This is a genomic window from Roseateles sp. L2-2, from assembly GCF_050613215.1.
GTDB classification, from domain to species: domain Bacteria; phylum Pseudomonadota; class Gammaproteobacteria; order Burkholderiales; family Burkholderiaceae_C; genus Roseateles; species Roseateles noduli.
Genome location: NZ_CP192509.1, coordinates 2,112,900 through 2,127,943, shown reverse-complemented (window position 1 = coordinate 2,127,943; position 15,044 = coordinate 2,112,900). Strand labels below are relative to the sequence as shown.

General features: G+C 66.5%; 10 protein-coding genes and 5 tRNA genes. 1 reads left to right on the top strand and 14 read right to left on the bottom strand.

What is annotated here, in order from left to right:
* Nucleotides 1-158 precede the first annotated feature (158 nt).
* The 5 genes from ACQZ13_RS09655 to ACQZ13_RS09635 form a co-directional block, all read right to left on the bottom strand.
* Nucleotides 159-1,700 (bottom strand): methyl-accepting chemotaxis protein, encoded by a 1,542-nt coding sequence (locus ACQZ13_RS09655; protein WP_431051375.1) that lies wholly within the window; start codon nt 1,698-1,700, stop codon nt 159-161.
* 405 nt (nt 1,701-2,105) lie between these two features.
* Nucleotides 2,106-3,059 (bottom strand): NAD(P)H-dependent flavin oxidoreductase, encoded by a 954-nt coding sequence (locus tag ACQZ13_RS09650; RefSeq protein ID WP_088403560.1) that lies wholly within the window; start codon nt 3,057-3,059, stop codon nt 2,106-2,108.
* Between the two features lie 67 nt (nt 3,060-3,126).
* Nucleotides 3,127-4,920, bottom strand: a complete 1,794-nt coding sequence (locus tag ACQZ13_RS09645) for an acyl-CoA dehydrogenase (RefSeq protein ID WP_431051373.1) — start codon at nt 4,918-4,920, stop codon at nt 3,127-3,129.
* Nucleotides 4,921-5,021: 101 nt separating this feature from the next.
* Nucleotides 5,022-5,951, bottom strand: coding sequence for an electron transfer flavoprotein subunit alpha/FixB family protein (locus tag ACQZ13_RS09640; protein WP_431051371.1), 930 nt, complete (start codon nt 5,949-5,951; stop codon nt 5,022-5,024).
* Between the two features lie 28 nt (nt 5,952-5,979).
* Nucleotides 5,980-6,735, bottom strand: coding sequence for an electron transfer flavoprotein subunit beta/FixA family protein (locus ACQZ13_RS09635; RefSeq protein WP_431051369.1), 756 nt, complete (start codon nt 6,733-6,735; stop codon nt 5,980-5,982).
* Between the two features lie 283 nt (nt 6,736-7,018).
* On the opposite strand from ACQZ13_RS09635, the gene murI reads away from it, so the two are divergent.
* Complete coding sequence (gene murI, locus ACQZ13_RS09630) at nt 7,019-7,888, top strand: glutamate racemase (protein ID WP_431051367.1); 870 nt, start codon at nt 7,019-7,021, stop codon at nt 7,886-7,888.
* Between the two features lie 27 nt (nt 7,889-7,915).
* Here the strand turns inward: murI and ACQZ13_RS09625 are convergent, their stop codons facing one another.
* From ACQZ13_RS09625 to clpP, 9 genes are all read right to left on the bottom strand, one after another.
* Complete coding sequence (locus ACQZ13_RS09625) at nt 7,916-9,208, bottom strand: MFS transporter (protein ID WP_431051365.1); 1,293 nt, start codon at nt 9,206-9,208, stop codon at nt 7,916-7,918.
* 28 nt (nt 9,209-9,236) lie between these two features.
* Nucleotides 9,237-9,324 (bottom strand) — tRNA-Leu (locus ACQZ13_RS09620).
* Between the two features lie 100 nt (nt 9,325-9,424).
* Nucleotides 9,425-9,500: transfer RNA gene (locus tag ACQZ13_RS09615), tRNA-Gly, on the bottom strand.
* A 51-nt stretch (nt 9,501-9,551) separates the two neighbouring features.
* Nucleotides 9,552-9,627 (bottom strand) — tRNA-Gly (locus ACQZ13_RS09610).
* Nucleotides 9,628-9,640: 13 nt separating this feature from the next.
* Nucleotides 9,641-9,714, bottom strand: a tRNA-Cys gene (locus ACQZ13_RS09605).
* 90 nt (nt 9,715-9,804) lie between these two features.
* A tRNA-Gly gene (locus tag ACQZ13_RS09600) sits at nt 9,805-9,880 on the bottom strand.
* Nucleotides 9,881-10,117: 237 nt separating this feature from the next.
* Entirely contained in the window at nt 10,118-12,547 is a 2,430-nt protein-coding gene (gene lon / locus ACQZ13_RS09595; RefSeq protein WP_431051363.1) for an endopeptidase La, read from the bottom strand.
* 130 nt (nt 12,548-12,677) lie between these two features.
* Complete coding sequence (clpX, locus tag ACQZ13_RS09590) at nt 12,678-13,946, bottom strand: ATP-dependent Clp protease ATP-binding subunit ClpX (RefSeq protein WP_067275628.1); 1,269 nt, start codon at nt 13,944-13,946, stop codon at nt 12,678-12,680.
* Nucleotides 13,947-14,300: 354 nt separating this feature from the next.
* Nucleotides 14,301-14,906: an ATP-dependent Clp endopeptidase proteolytic subunit ClpP gene (gene clpP, locus ACQZ13_RS09585; protein ID WP_067275631.1), complete on the bottom strand. Its 606-nt coding sequence runs from the start codon at nt 14,904-14,906 to the stop codon at nt 14,301-14,303.
* Between the last annotated feature and the right edge of the window lie 138 nt (nt 14,907-15,044).

The window sequence follows — 15,044 nt, the reverse complement described above, 5'->3', positions numbered from 1 at the left end:
TGCGCGACCTCCGGCTCTGCGGCCGGTCCTGTCTCCAGTCCCCTCCAACCTGAGCGACGGCGTGCGGCCGCCGCTCGCGGATTCAAGACGCGATCACCGCGCCTGCATGCGTCGCGCGCGCACCGCGTCCTCATGGCGCGAAGGCGCGCACGGCATCCTCATAGCGCGAAGGCGCGCACGGCGTCGTTGAGCTGATGCGCCTGCTCCTGCAGCGCACGCGCCGCGGCGGTGCTCTGCTCGACCATCGAGGCGTTCTTCTGCGTCGAGTCGTCCATCTGCACGACCGCCGCGTTGACCTGCTCGATGCCCGCGCTCTGCTCGCGGCTGGAGGCGCTGATCTCGGCCACGATGTGGCTCACGTGCCGGATGCTGCCCACGACCTGCTGCATGGTCTGGCCGGCCTGCTCGACCATGCGGCCGCCGGCCTCGACCTGCGACACCGAGTCGTCGATGAGCCGCTTGATCTCCTTGGCCGCCGTCGCGCTGCGCTGCGCCAGGCTGCGCACCTCCGACGCCACGACCGCGAAGCCGCGGCCCTGCTCGCCCGCGCGCGCCGCCTCGACCGCCGCGTTGAGCGCGAGGATGTTGGTCTGGAACGCGATGCCGTCGATGACGCCGATGATCTCGACGATGCGGCGCGAGGCCGCGGAGATCGACGTCATCGTCTCGACCACCTGCCCCACCACCTCGCCGCCCTGCGTGGCGATGCCCGATGCCGACGACGCGGAGCGGTCGGCCTCGCCGGCGTTGTCGGCGCTCATGCGCACCGACGCCGTCAGCTGTTCCATCGCCGAGGCCGTTTCCTCCAGCGCCGCCGCCTGCTGCTCGGTGCGCGCCGCCAGGTCCTGGTTGCCCTGCGCCACCTCCTGCGCCGCGTTGGCGATGGTGTCCGCGCCGGTGCGGACTTCGGTCACGATGCGGTGCAGGTTCTCGACCATGTTCTGCAGCGCGGACATCAGCCGCGCCACCTCGTCCTTGCCGTTGGCGCGGATGCGGTAGGTCAGGTCGCCGGCGGCGACGCGCTCGGCCAGCTCGATGGCGCCCTCGATCGGCTGCGTGATCGAGCGCGTGATGAAGAACGCGGTCGCCACGCCCATCAGCAGCGCCAGCGCCGACGCCACGATCATGTCGAGCTTGGCGCCTTGCGAGCGCTCGTTGGCCTCGGCCACGTCCGCCGCCATGCGGGCGGCCTGGAAGTCGACCATCTTGTCGATCAGCGCGTAGTAGCGCGCCTGCGGTCCGGCCAACTGGTCCTGGTAGATCGCCATCGCGCCGTCGCGGTCGCCCGCGGCCAGCAGCTCGAAGATCTTGCGCACCAGCGCGCCGTACTCCTTGCGCGCCGTCGACTGTTCGGCGAAGAGGGCCTTGCTCTCGTCGTCGGCCAGCATCTTCTCGAGCCGGGCGAGGTTGTCCGAGTTGGTCTGCCGGATCCCCGCGTACTCGTCCATGTACTTCTTGGTCGCCTCGGGCGTCGCCGCCAGCAGCAGCCGGCCGATGGTGATCGCGCCGCGGTCCCCCACGCTCTTGACCTGCGTGGTCAGCGCGATCAGCGCGTAGCGGTCCTCGACCACCCGCCCCATGGTCGCGTTGACCCCGTCGATCACGCGGATCCCCACCCCGAGGATCACCAGCAGCAGCACGAAGACGACCGCGAATGCCGCGGCAAGACGTGATCCGATCCGGACGTCGGCCAATTTCATTTGTTTGCGCTCCCTCACGACGAAATGTCTGTCTATGAAACCACCGCTTACATTTCAGGTCTATCGAGTTCAGCAATGCGAAAGTAGCAATCACGTTGTGAAATCAGTCGACCGTGAAGTCTTCAACGGATTGCGGGCGATACCGGTGTCACGCACGGTCGATTGGCAACCCGACGACGTCGCCAATCGCGCACCACGGGCGATATGCAACGCTTGACCACCCCCTGATGAGGGGGCATTCCCCGCGAAAGCGTGAACGGACGCACAACCGGACGGAGTACGGTGGGGGATACGCGAAATGGAAGAGGGAAACGGCGAACGGGCAAAGGCAGAAACGACAACGCCCCGCTAGGCGGGGCGTCGAGGGGGTGAAGCGGGGGAACGCGGGGTGACCGCTGCCGGTCGTCAGGCCAGCGCGAGGCGCTCCCGCGCCGCCTGGTATTCGCGACCGAAGCGCGCCACCAGCTCACCGGCGGGCAGCACCTCGCGGATCGCACCGATGCCCTGGCCGCTGCCCCAGACATCCTTCCAGGCCTTCGCACCTGTGCCGCCGAAGTTCATCTTCGTCGGATCGCTCTCGGGCAGGTTCTCCGGATCCAGGCCCGCCTTGACGATCGAGCCCTTCAGGTAGTTGCCGTGCACGCCGGTGAACAGGTTGCTGTAGACGATGTCGTCGCTGTTGCTCTCGACGATCATCTGCTTGTAGTCGTCGGAGGCGCGCGCTTCCTCGGTCGCGATGAAGGCCGAGCCGATGTAGGCGAGGTCCGCGCCCATCGCCCGCGCCGCGAGGATCGCGTCGCCGCTGGCCATCGAGCCCGACAGCGCCAGCGGGCCGTCGAACCACTCGCGGATCTCCTGGATCAGCGCGAAGGGACTCTTCACGCCGGCGTGGCCGCCCGCGCCCGCGGCGACGGCGATCAGGCCGTCGGCGCCCTTCTCGATCGCCTTCTTGGCGAACTTGTTGTTGATGATGTCGTGCAGCACGATGCCGCCCCAGCCGTGTACCGCGGCGTTGACGTCCTCGCGCGCGCCCAGCGAGGTGATCACGATGGGCACCTTGTACTTGGCGCACAGGGCCATGTCGTGGTCGAGCCGGTCGTTGCTCTTGTGCACGATCTGGTTGATCGCGAACGGCGCGGCCGGCGACTCCGGATGCGCGCGGTCATGCGCGGCCAGCGTCTCGGTGATCTCGGCGAGCCAGTCGTCGAGCAGCTCGGCCGGACGGGCGTTCAGCGACGGCATCGAGCCGACGATGCCAGCCTTGCATTGCGCGATCACCAGCTTGGGATTGCTGATGATGAACAGCGGCGAGCCGATGACCGGCAGACGCAGCTTGTTGAACAGCGGGGGAAGTGCCACCTCGTGTCTCCTCTTCGATGAATCTCGATGCGACGGGATCAGGACGCTCAGAACACGTCCGAACGCGTCAGAACGCGTCGACGGGCAGGGCCATCACGCTGTCCGCGCCGTTGACGACCGCGTCGCGCTGCGCGGCGCAGCGGGGCAGGATGTGCTCGGCGTAGAAGCGCGCGGTGACGATCTTGGCGTCCATGAAGGCGACGTCTTCACCGGCCGCCTTGAGCTCCTGCGCGGCGAGCAGCGAGCGCGCCAGCTGCCAGCCCGCCATCAGGTTGCCGCCGACCATCAGGTAAGGCACCGAGCCGGCGAAGGCCGCGTTCGGCTTGGCCTTGCCGTTGGCCGCGATGAAGTCGACGACCTCGACGAAGGCTGCGCGTGCCGCGGCCAGCTGCGTGCGCACCGCCAGCGCGTCGGCGCTGCCGTTGGCGGCCAGCGCGCCTTCGGTCTCCTCGACCTGCGCCGCGACACTGCGCGCGAACGCGCCGCCGTCGCGCACCGTCTTGCGGCCGACCAGGTCGTTGGCCTGGATCGCCGTCGTGCCTTCGTAGATCGGCAGGATGCGCGCGTCGCGGTAGTACTGCGCCGCTCCGGTCTCCTCGATGAAGCCCATGCCGCCGTGCACCTGCACGCCCAGCGAGGTCACCTCCAGGCTCATCTCGGTGCTGTAGCCCTTCACCAGCGGCACCATGAACTCGTAGAAGGCCTGCGCCTGCTGGCGGGTCTCGGCGTCCTCGTGGTGGTGGGCCATGTCGTAGGCCGCGGCGGCGTCGATCGCCATCGCGCGGCAACCTTCGACCAGCGCGCGCTGCGTCATCAGCATGCGACGCACGTCGGGGTGATGAATGATCGCCGCGGCGTCCTTCGACGAGCCGTCGACTGGACGCGACTGCACGCGGTCCTTCGCGTACTCGACCGCCTTCTGGTAGGCGCGGTCCGCCACCGCGATGCCCTGCACGCCGACGCCGAAGCGGGCCGCGTTCATCATGATGAACATGTATTCGAGGCCGCGGTTCTCCTCGCCGATCAGCGTACCGATGGCGCCGCCGTGATCGCCGAACTGCAGGACGGCCGTCGGGCTCGCCTTGATGCCGAGCTTGTGCTCGATGGACACGCAGTGCGCGTCGTTGCGCGCGCCCAGCGAGCCGTCGGCGTTGACCAGGAACTTGGACACCAGGAACAGGCTGATGCCCTTCACGCCTTCGGGCGCGCCCGGCACCCGCGCCAGCACCAGGTGGACGATGTTGTCCGCCATGTCGTGCTCGCCCCAGGTGATGAAGATCTTCGTGCCGAAGACCTTGTAGGTGCCGTCGCCCTGCGGCTCCGCGCGCGTGCGCACCATCGCGAGGTCCGAACCGGCCTGCGGCTCGGTCAGGTTCATGGTGCCGGTCCACTCGCCGGAGATCAGTTTCGGGATGAAGGTCTGCTTCTGCTCCTCGGAGCCCGCGACCAGCAGCGCCTCGATCGCGCCGTCGGTCAGCAGCGGGCACAGCGCGAAGCTGACGTTGGCCGCCTGCACGATCTCGCCGCAGGCCGCGCCGATGGTCTTGGGCAAGGCCTGACCCCCATACGCCTCCGGATGCTGCAGGCCCTGCCAGCCGCCCTCGGCGTACTGCTTGAACGCCGCCTTGAAGCCCGGCGTCGCGAAGACTTCGCCGTTCTTCCAATACGACGGATTCCTGTCGCCTTCGACGTTCAGCGGCGCGATCACGTCCTCGTTCAGCTTGGCCGATTCCTCGAGCACCGCCTGCGCGGTGTCCAGGCCGTGGTCGGCAAACGCGGGGATCTGCTCGGCCAGCGTCTGCAGGCCGGCCAGGGCCTGCATGTCGAACAGCATGTCCTTGATCGGGGCGCGGTAGGTCATGGGGGTTGTCTCCGGATGAAAAAAGGGCGCCGCGCGTCGTCGGCGGGCGCCCTTGGTCTTGTCGGCGACCGTTCGATGCGGTCGCGATGCTCAGCGATGGATTACAGCGCCTTGACCAGTTCAGGCACAGCCGTGAACAGGTCGGCTTCCAGGCCGTAGTCGGCCACCGAGAAGATCGGCGCTTCCGGATCCTTGTTGATCGCCACGATCACCTTGGAGTCCTTCATGCCGGCCAGATGCTGGATCGCGCCGGAGATGCCGGCGGCGATGTACAGCTGCGGCGCCACGATCTTGCCGGTCTGTCCGACCTGCCAGTCGTTGGGCGCATAGCCTGCGTCCACCGCAGCGCGCGAGGCGCCCAGCGCGGCGTTCAGCTTGTCGGCCAGGGGGGTCAGCACTTCGTTGAACTTGTCGCTGCTGCCCAGCGCGCGGCCGCCGGACACGATGATCTTGGCGGCGGTCAGTTCGGGGCGATCGCTCTTCGTGACCTCACGGCCGACGAAGCTGCTCTTGCCGCTGTCGGCCACGCCGGACAGCGATTCCACGGCGGCGCTGCCGCCTTCAGCCGCGGAGTCGAAGCCGGTCGTGCGCACGGTGATCACCTTGACGGCGTCGGTCGACTGCACGGTCGCGATCGCGTTGCCGGCGTAGATCGGGCGCTCGAAGGTGTCGGGGCCGACGACCTTGGTGATGTCGCTCACCTGGCCGACGTCCAGCAGCGCGGCAACGCGCGGCGCGACGTTCTTGCCGGCGGCGGTGGCCGGGAACAGGACGTGCGAGTAGTCCTTGGCGATGGCGATCACCTGGGCGGCGACGTTCTCGGCCAGGCCGTCGGCGAACTGCGCGCCGTCGGCGTGCAGGACCTTGGCGACGCCCGAGATCTTCGCGGCGGCCTGCGCGGCGGCGCCGGCGTTCGAGCCGGCGACCAGCACGTGCACGTCGCCGCCGATGGCGGCGGCGGCGGTGACGACGTGGTGCGTGGCGCCCTTGAGCGAGGCGTTGTCGTGTTCAGCGATGACGAGGATGGTCATGTCTTATCTCCGGATCTTGTTCTGAGGTTCAGATGACCTTCGCTTCGGTCTTCAGCTTCGTGACCAGCGTGGCCACGTCCGGCACCTTGATGCCGGCGCTGCGCTTGGGCGGCTCGGCCACCGACAGCGTGTTGATGCGCGGCGACACGTCCACGCCCAGGTCGGCGGGCTTGACCACGTCGAGCTGCTTCTTCTTCGCCTTCATGATGTTGGGCAGCGTCACGTAACGCGGCTCGTTCAGACGCAGGTCGGTCGTCACGACCGCGGGCAGCGTCAGGCTGACCGTCTCCAGGCCGCCGTCGACTTCACGCGTCACGTTGACCTTGCCGTCGGCGACTTCCACCTTCGACGCGAACGTGCCCTGCGGCAGGCCGGTCAGCGCGGCCAGCATCTGGCCGGTCTGGTTGCAATCGTCGTCGATGGCCTGCTTGCCCAGGATCACCAGCTGCGGCTGTTCCTTGTCGACCAGCGCCTTCAGCAGCTTGGCCACGGCCAGCGGCTGCAGTTCGAGGTCGGCGGGGGTCTCGACCAGGATCGCGCGGTCGGCGCCGATGGCCATCGCGGTGCGCAGGGTTTCCTGGCACTGCGTGACGCCGCAGGAGACGGCGATCACCTCGGTGACCACGCCCTTCTCCTTCAGGCGGACGGCTTCCTCGACGGCGATCTCGTCGAAGGGGTTCATCGACATCTTCACGTTGGCGATGTCCACGCCGGTCCCGTCACTCTTGACGCGCACCTTGACGTTGTAATCGACGACTCGTTTGACGGGGACCAATACCTTCATCGAAGCACTCCAAGCGGATTGACGTTAACGTTAATCAGATTCTATGGGAGCCCCGGGGCGCTCCCGTGTCTCCCAGCCGTCATGCACCCCTGCTCCCGTCCCGGGGATCCCGGAAATCCGCGAGCGTCTCCTCGGCGCCGGCTCGAAAATAAAACGAACGATCGTTCTATTCTAGCCATAGCGCCGCCGCTGCCAAGCGGTTCACGGCAGGAATGAGGGATTCCTCTAGACTGCGCTCCCGACACACCGCATCGCCCCTCCCCACGATCACGCCGCGAGTCCCGTGCCTCCCCTGCCCCCTCCCTCCAGCGCTCCCCAGAACTCCCCCGCGAGTGCGCTCGCAAGCCCCCCGGACACCCGCCCGCTCGTCCCCTGCATCGGGGTCTTCGATTCCGGCGTCGGCGGGCTGACCGTGCTGAAGGCATTGCGCGAGCAGTTGCCCGATGTGCCGCTCCATTACGTCGCGGACACGGCGCATGCGCCCTATGGGGACCGCAGCAGCGAGTACATCGTCGAGCGCAGCGTGCGCGTGGCCGAGCGCCTGCGCGAGGTCGGCGCACGGATGGCGGTGGTGGCCTGCAACACGGCGACGGCGCATGCGGTGCAGGCGATGCGCGAGCGCTGGCCGGATTGGCCGGTCGTGGGCATCGAGCCGGGCGTGAAGCCGGCCGTGGCCGCGACGCGCAATGGCCGCATCGGCGTGATGGCCACGACAGCGACGATCGCGAGCCGGCGTTTCGAGCAGCTCGTCGCCGCGCATGCGAGCGATGTCGAACTGATCAGCCAGCCCTGCCCCGGACTGGTCACGCTGATCGAGCGTGGCGATCTGCGCAGCGCCGAGCTCGGCGATCTGATCGAGCGCTTCTGTGCGCCGCTGCGGGAGCGCGGCGTCGACACGGTATTGCTCGGCTGCACCCACTATCCGCTGGTGCAGGCGCGCATCCAGGCCGCGCTCGGCGACGGCGTGCAGCTGCTCAACATCGAGGACGCCGTGGCGCGTCAGGCCCGGCGCGTGTGGGAGAGCCTCGGCCCGGTCGCGTCAGGGCCTGCGGCGATCGTGCTCGAAAGCACCGGCGACCCCGCGCCGCTGCAGCACCTGGCGCGCGAGGCGCTCGGCTGGCGCGACGTGACGGCGACACGCATCTCCGCCTGAATACGCCTCGACACGTCGGCGCCGAACTCAGATCAACGCGCGCGCGAGTCCTCGCGTCATGTCGACGCGTCTCAGCAGCCAATAACCCAGGACGAAGAACACGCCGGTCGCGAGGATGGCGAGCCGGTGGTTGCCCGCCGTCAGCACCGTGACCGCGCCGTAGGTCAGCGGACCGATGATGGCGGCGAGACGCGTGGCGAAGGTCCACAGGCCGAAGAACTCGGCCAGACGGTCATGAGGCGCGAGCGCGCCCGCCAGCGCACGGCCGCAGGACTGGCTGGAGCCCATGCACAGCCCCGCGATCACCGCGGCGATCCAGAACAGCCAGGCGCTCGTCGCCAGGAAGGCCAGCAGCGTCATGACCATCCAGCCGACCAGCGTGATCGCGAGCGCGGGCTGATGGCCGATGCGGTCCTCGTAGTACCCGAACAGGAACGCGCCGACGGCGGAGGCAATGTTCACAAGGAACACCAGCGTCATCGTCTGCGCCTGCGAGAAGCCGAGCGCCTGTTCAGCGTAGACCGCCGCGAGCGCGATGACGACGGCGATCCCGGCCTGATAGCTGGTCCCGCAGGCCAGCAGGCGCAGGAAATCGGGGTACGCGCGGGCGCGCTGCCAGGAGGTCCACAACTGGGAAAGACCTGACCCCATGCGCGCGGCGCGGCGCGTGGCGCAGGGATCGGCGCGCTCGCGCAGCAACAGGAAAGTCGGGAGCGCGGCGAGCAGGTACAGGCCGGCGGTGATCAGCATGGTGACGGGCACGAAGTGATCGGCAGAGTCGCCGCGCGCCTGCGCGCTCAGCACGTAACCCAGGCACAGACCGAGCGCGAGCATCCCGCCCAGATAACCGAAGGCCCATCCCCAACCCGACACGCGCCCGAGCGCATCGCGACGCGCGAGCTCCGGCAGAAACGCCGCGATCAGCGATTCGCCGTACGAGAAGAACACGTTGGAGATCACGACAGCCGCCGCCGCCCACCACAGCTGCTCGGCACCGAACACCGCCAGCGCGGCGGTCGACAGCACGCAGCCGAGCGTGCAGATGCCCAGCAGCTTCTTCTTCGCGCCATGCGCATCGGCCCACGCGCCCAGGCCCGGCATGGTCACCATCACCAGGAAGCTGGACACCGCGATCAGCACGGTCCAGAGCAGCGTGGCCGACGGCTGGCCCTTGGCGATGACGCCGACGAAGTACGCGTTGTAGACGGCGGTCAGGACGACGGTGGTGTAGCCCGAGTTGGCGAAGTCGTACATCGACCAGCCGAAGACTTCGCGCTTGCGAACGCCCGGGTTCAACAGTTCCTGCACAAACATGCCCATGCGCTGCGGTCTCTGGAAGCCGATCGCGTGGTGCCTCGAACGGGACTCGAACCCGTACGCCGGTTGAGGGCGGCGGATTTTAAGTCCGCTGTGTCTACCAATTTCACCATCGAGGCGCGACGACTCCGCATCGATTCCATGTCGGAGTGAGCGCGCATTATCACGGCGACCGACAAAGAAAAAAGGGAAGCCGGTGAGGCTTCCCTTTTGAGGATTTGGAGCGGGAAACGAGGCTCGAACTCGCGACCTCAACCTTGGCAAGGTTGCGCTCTACCAACTGAGCTATTCCCGCATCGCAGGACAGCGGAGTGATGAATCACCCCAACCGACCTTTGGTGTCGTTTGGAGCGGGAAACGAGGCTCGAACTCGCGACCTCAACCTTGGCAAGGTTGCGCTCTACCAACTGAGCTATTCCCGCAATGTCCATTCTTTGGAGGCGCGATCCGGAGTCGAACCGGACTGACCGGATTTGCAATCCGGGGCATAACCGCTTTGCTATCGCGCCCCAGAACCCTGGACGGGATTCTGTAGAAGCCGGATTTGGTTGTCCGACTTCGATAAAAAATGGAAGCCGGGGCTTCCATTCTTTTAAACCTGGAGCGGGAAACGAGGCTCGAACTCGCGACCTCAACCTTGGCAAGGTTGCGCTCTACCAACTGAGCTATTCCCGCAGGTCTTCAACACACTCCCTGCCTCAACTGCCGTGCAATCCTTGCGAATTGCTTTGTTGCTGCTGCACCGTTTGCGCTGAAGCCGAGAGTATAGAACGGTTTTTGACGCTCCCGCAAGAGTTCGGCGACTTCTTTATGAAGATCGCCCAAACGCCGCTTCCCCTGCGCGATCGCTCATCACGCTGAAACGAACAACGGCGCCCGAAGGCGCCGTTGTCATGGGGATTCGCGAACGAATCAGTGCTTCAGCGAATCGCCGGCATCCGGCTTCGGATCCGCGACCTTCTCGGCCGGCGTCGTCGTCGCGGCAGCGACCTCTTCCTCAGGCAGCGCCTGCGGGTAGGTCTCCAGCGCCACTTCGAGCACGCGGTCGATCCAGCGGACCGGCACGATCTCGAGCTGGTTCTTCACGTTCTCCGGAATGTCCTGCAGGTCCTTGACGTTCTCTTCCGGAATCATGACCGTCTTGATGCCGCCGCGATGCGCCGCCAGGAGCTTCTCCTTCAGGCCGCCGATCGCCGTGACCTCGCCGCGCAGCGTGATCTCGCCGGTCATCGCCACATCGGCCCGCACCGGGATCCCGGTCAGCGCCGACACGAAGGCCGTCGTCATCGCGATGCCCGCGCTCGGACCGTCCTTGGGCGTCGCGCCGTCAGGCACGTGCACGTGGATGTCGCGCTTCTCGAAGAGCTCGTCCTTGATGCCCAGGCGACGAGCCCGCGAACGCACCACCGTGCGCGCCGCCTCGACCGACTCCTTCATCACGTCGCCCAGCGAGCCGGTGCGGATGATGGTGCCCTTGCCCGGCATCGCGGTGGCTTCGATGGTCAGCAGATCGCCGCCCACTTCCGTCCACGCCAGGCCGACCACCTGACCGACCTGGTTCTTCTTCTCCGCACGACCGAAGTCGTACTTGCGAACGCCCAGGAACTCGTTGAGGTTGTCCTCGTTGACGACCACCTTGCCGTCGTAGGTCTTCAGCTGCAGACCCTTGACGACCTTGCGGCAGATCTTGGAGATCTCGCGCTCCAGCGACCGCACGCCGGCTTCCCGGGTGTAGTAGCGGATCACGCCGCGGATCGCGTCTTCCGTGACCTCGAGCTCCTCGTCCTTCACGCCGTTGTTGCCCCGTTGCTTGGGCAGCAGGTAGCGCTGGGCGATGTTGACCTTCTCGTCCTCGGTGTAACCCGACAGACGGATGACCTCCATCCGGTCCAGCAGCGCCGGCGGAATGTTCAGCGAGTTCGACGTCGCCACGAACATCACGTCGCTCAGGTCGTAGTCGACCTCGATGTAATGGTCGGCGAAGGTGTGGTTCTGCTCGGGGTCCAGCACCTCCAGCAGCGCCGACGACGGATCGCCGCGGAAGTCCATGCCCAGCTTGTCGATCTCGTCGAGCAGGAACAGCGGATTGCGCGTGCCGACCTTGCTCAGGCTCTGGATCACCTTGCCCGGCATGGAGCCGATGTAGGTGCGGCGGTGACCGCGGATCTCGGCCTCGTCGCGCACGCCGCCCAGCGCCATGCGGACGAACTTGCGGCCCGTGGCGCGCGCCACCGACTGCCCCAGCGAGGTCTTGCCCACGCCCGGAGGTCCGACCAGGCACAGGATGGGTGCCTTGACCTTGTCGACGCGCTGCTGCACCGCGAGGTACTCGAGGATGCGTTCCTTGACCTTGTCGAGGCCGTAGTGGTCCTCGTTCAGCACCGCCTCGGCGTTGGCCAGGTCGTGCTTGATCTTGGTCTTCTTCGCCCACGGCAGGTTGACCAGCGTGTCGATGTAGTTGCGCACGACGGTCGCTTCCGCGGACATCGGCGACATCAGCTTGAGCTTCTTGAGCTCGGACTCGGCCTTCTTGCGCGCTTCCTTCGGCATGCGAGCAGCCTGGATCTTCTTCTCCAGCTCCTCCATGTCGGCGCCTTCCTCGCCGTCGCCCAGCTCCTTCTGGATGGCCTTGACCTGCTCGTTCAGGTAGTACTCGCGCTGGGACTTCTCCATCTGGCGCTTGACGCGGCCGCGGATGCGCTTTTCCACCTGCAGGATGTCGACCTCGTGCTCCAGCAGGTCCAGCAGCTTCTCCAGCCGCTTGCCCACTTCGGACAGGTCCAGCACCGACTGCTTCGCGTCGAGCTTGAGCGGCAGGTGCGCGGCGATCGTGTCGGCCAGGCGACCGGCATCGTCGATGCCGGCGATGGACGTCAGGATCTCCGGCGGGATCTTCTTGTTCAGCTTGACGTACTGGTCGAACTGCTGCGTCACGGCGCGGCGCAGGGCTTCGACCTCGGGCTGGTCGTCGGCTTCGGGCGGAATGGGCACGACCTCGGCGGTGAAGTGCTCTTCACCGTCCTCGATCTTGCTCGTCGTCGCGCGTTGCAGGCCCTCGACCAGCACCTTCACCGTGCCGTCGGGCAGCTTCAGCATCTGCAGGATGCTGGAGACGCAACCCATCTCGAACATGTCGTCGGGCTTGGGTTCGTCCTTGCCGGCCGCCTTCTGCGCGACCAGCATGATCTGGCGCCCTGCTTCCATCGCCGCTTCCAAGGCCTTGATGGACTTGGGACGACCCACGAAGAGCGGGATCACCATGTGCGGGAACACGACCACGTCGCGCAGCGGGAGCAGCGGCAGCGTGATGGGTTCCGCGGGGAGGATCGGATGACCGGACATGAAAACCTCTCTTTCTCAAGCCCATCTAGGGCCCGAGCTACCAATTACAAGGTGCCGTTCAATAGCCTTTGAGCGATTGCTTTCCACGTGAAGTGATGGCAAGCGAATCGCCCGGGGTGTCCTCGCGACCTCAGGCGCTGGCCTTGGTTTCGCGATAGACCAGCAACGGCTTGGTGTCCTCGTCGATGTTGTGTTCGTCCAGCACGACCTTGGCGACGCTCTCCAGCGACGGCAGCTCGAACATGGTGTCGATCAGCGCGTGCTCGACGATCGAGCGCAGGCCGCGGGCCCCGGTCTTGCGGGCCAGCGCCTTGCGCGCGACGGCGCTCAGCGCCGACGGACGCACTTCCAGTTCGACGCCGTCCATCGAGAACAGCTGCTGGTACTGCTTGACCAGCGCATTGCGCGGCTCGGTCAGGATCTGCACCAGCGCGTCCTCGGTCAGCTCGCCCAGCGTGGCGATCACCGGCAGGCGGCCGACCAGTTCCGGGATCAGGCCGAACTTGATCAGGTCGCCGGGTTCGACTTCGCGGAACAGCTCGCCGACCTTCTTGTCGCTCTTGCTCTTGACGTCGGCGCTGAAGCCGATGCCCGAGCGCTCGGAGCGGTTCTGGATCAGTTTCTCCAGGCCGTCGAAGGCGCCGCCGCAGATGAACAGGATGTTGGTCGTGTCGATCTGCAGGAAGTCCTGGTTCGGATGCTTGCGGCCGCCCTGCGGGGGGACGGAGGCCATCGTGCCTTCGACCAGCTTCAGCAGCGCCTGCTGGACGCCCTCGCCCGACACGTCGCGCGTGATCGAGGGGTTGTCCGCCTTGCGGCTGATCTTGTCGATCTCGTCGATGTAGACGATGCCGCGCTGTGCGCGTTCGACGTCGTAATTGCAGTTCTGCAGCAGCTTCTGGATGATGTTCTCGACGTCCTCGCCAACATAGCCGGCCTCGGTCAGCGTCGTCGCATCGGCGATCACGAACGGGACGTTCAGGACGCGCGCCAGCGTCTGCGCGAGCAGCGTCTTGCCCGAACCGGTCGGTCCGATCAGCAGGATGTTGCTCTTGGACAGTTCGACGCCGTCCTTCGTGTCGGCCGCGTGGCGCAGCCGCTTGTAGTGGTTGTAGACCGCGACGGACAGGGTGCGCTTGGCGACGTCCTGGCCGATCACGTACTGGTCGAGCGTCGTCTTGATCTCGCTGGGGACGGGCAGGTCCGATTTGCTGGCACGTCCGCCGGTCGCCGCCTCGGCGGGGACCTCGTCGCGGATGATGTCGTTGCACAGCTCGATGCACTCGTCGCAGATGAACACCGACGGGCCCGCGATCAGCTTCTTGACCTCATGCTGGCTCTTGCCGCAGAAGGAGCAATACAAGACTTTTTCGCTGGAGTTGCCTTTTTTCTCGGCCATGGGAGTGCTGCTGGGGCTGCTGAAGGGCTGCGGGGAATACAGGCAAGTGCCTGCATTGATGATAGTTCAATTGCCGGCACCACCCTTGGGGGGATAAAAGCCCCTAAGAGTGGTCAGTTGGTGCGGTCAACGGGCGGTCAGTTGGCGTGCGGCGCCGACAGTTCGATCCGTACCGGTCAGAAGACTTCTCATGCTTGGGAAATCCCCTGCCCGACGCGTCGGCAAGGTTGGGCATTGAACCGGGACGGGGATCGAAGGCGCGACGGGGTCGGAGCCCGGAGAAAGGCAAGCGGCGCCCCACAGGGACGCCGCCGCACACCGGGAGTGGGCCCGGCCCCGGACCCGATCCGCGTCTCAGCGCTTCTCGATGACCTTGTCGATCAGGCCGTAGGTCGCCGACTCGGCCGCGGACATGAAGTAGTCGCGCTCGGTGTCGGCCTGGATCTTCTCCAGGCTCTGGCCGGTGCGCTCCGCCAGGATGCGGTTGAGCTGCTCGCGGGTCTTGAGGATCTCGCGGGCGTGGATCTCGATGTCCGTGGCCTGACCCTGCGCGCCGCCCAGCGGCTGGTGGATCATGATCTTGGAGTTCGGCAGCGCGAAGCGCTTGCCCTTCTCGCCCGCGGCCAGCAGGAAGGCACCCATGGACGCGGCCATGCCCATGCACAGCGTCGACACCGACGGCTTGATGAACTGCATGGTGTCGTAGATCGACATGCCGGCAGAGACGCTGCCACCCGGCGAGTTGATGTACAGCGAGATCTCCTTCTCGGGGTTCTCGCTCTCCAGGAACAGCAGCTGCGCGACCACCAGGTTGGCGACGGCATCGTTCACCGGGCCGACCAGGAAGACGATGCGCTCGCGCAGCAGGCGGCTGTAGATGTCGTAGGCGCGCTCGCCGCGGCCCGACTGTTCGATGACGATGGGCACCATGCCCAGGTTGCTGGTTTCAAGCGCGCTCATGAAATCCTCTGATGTGGTTCGAGATCACGACAAACCATTATGTCGTGCGCTCCATCCCCTGACCGTCCGAGGGTGGCCCCCTTCGGGGTGCCGCCTTTGCGACGGTAGCGCCGGGGAAAGAAAAAGGCGCCGGCCTTG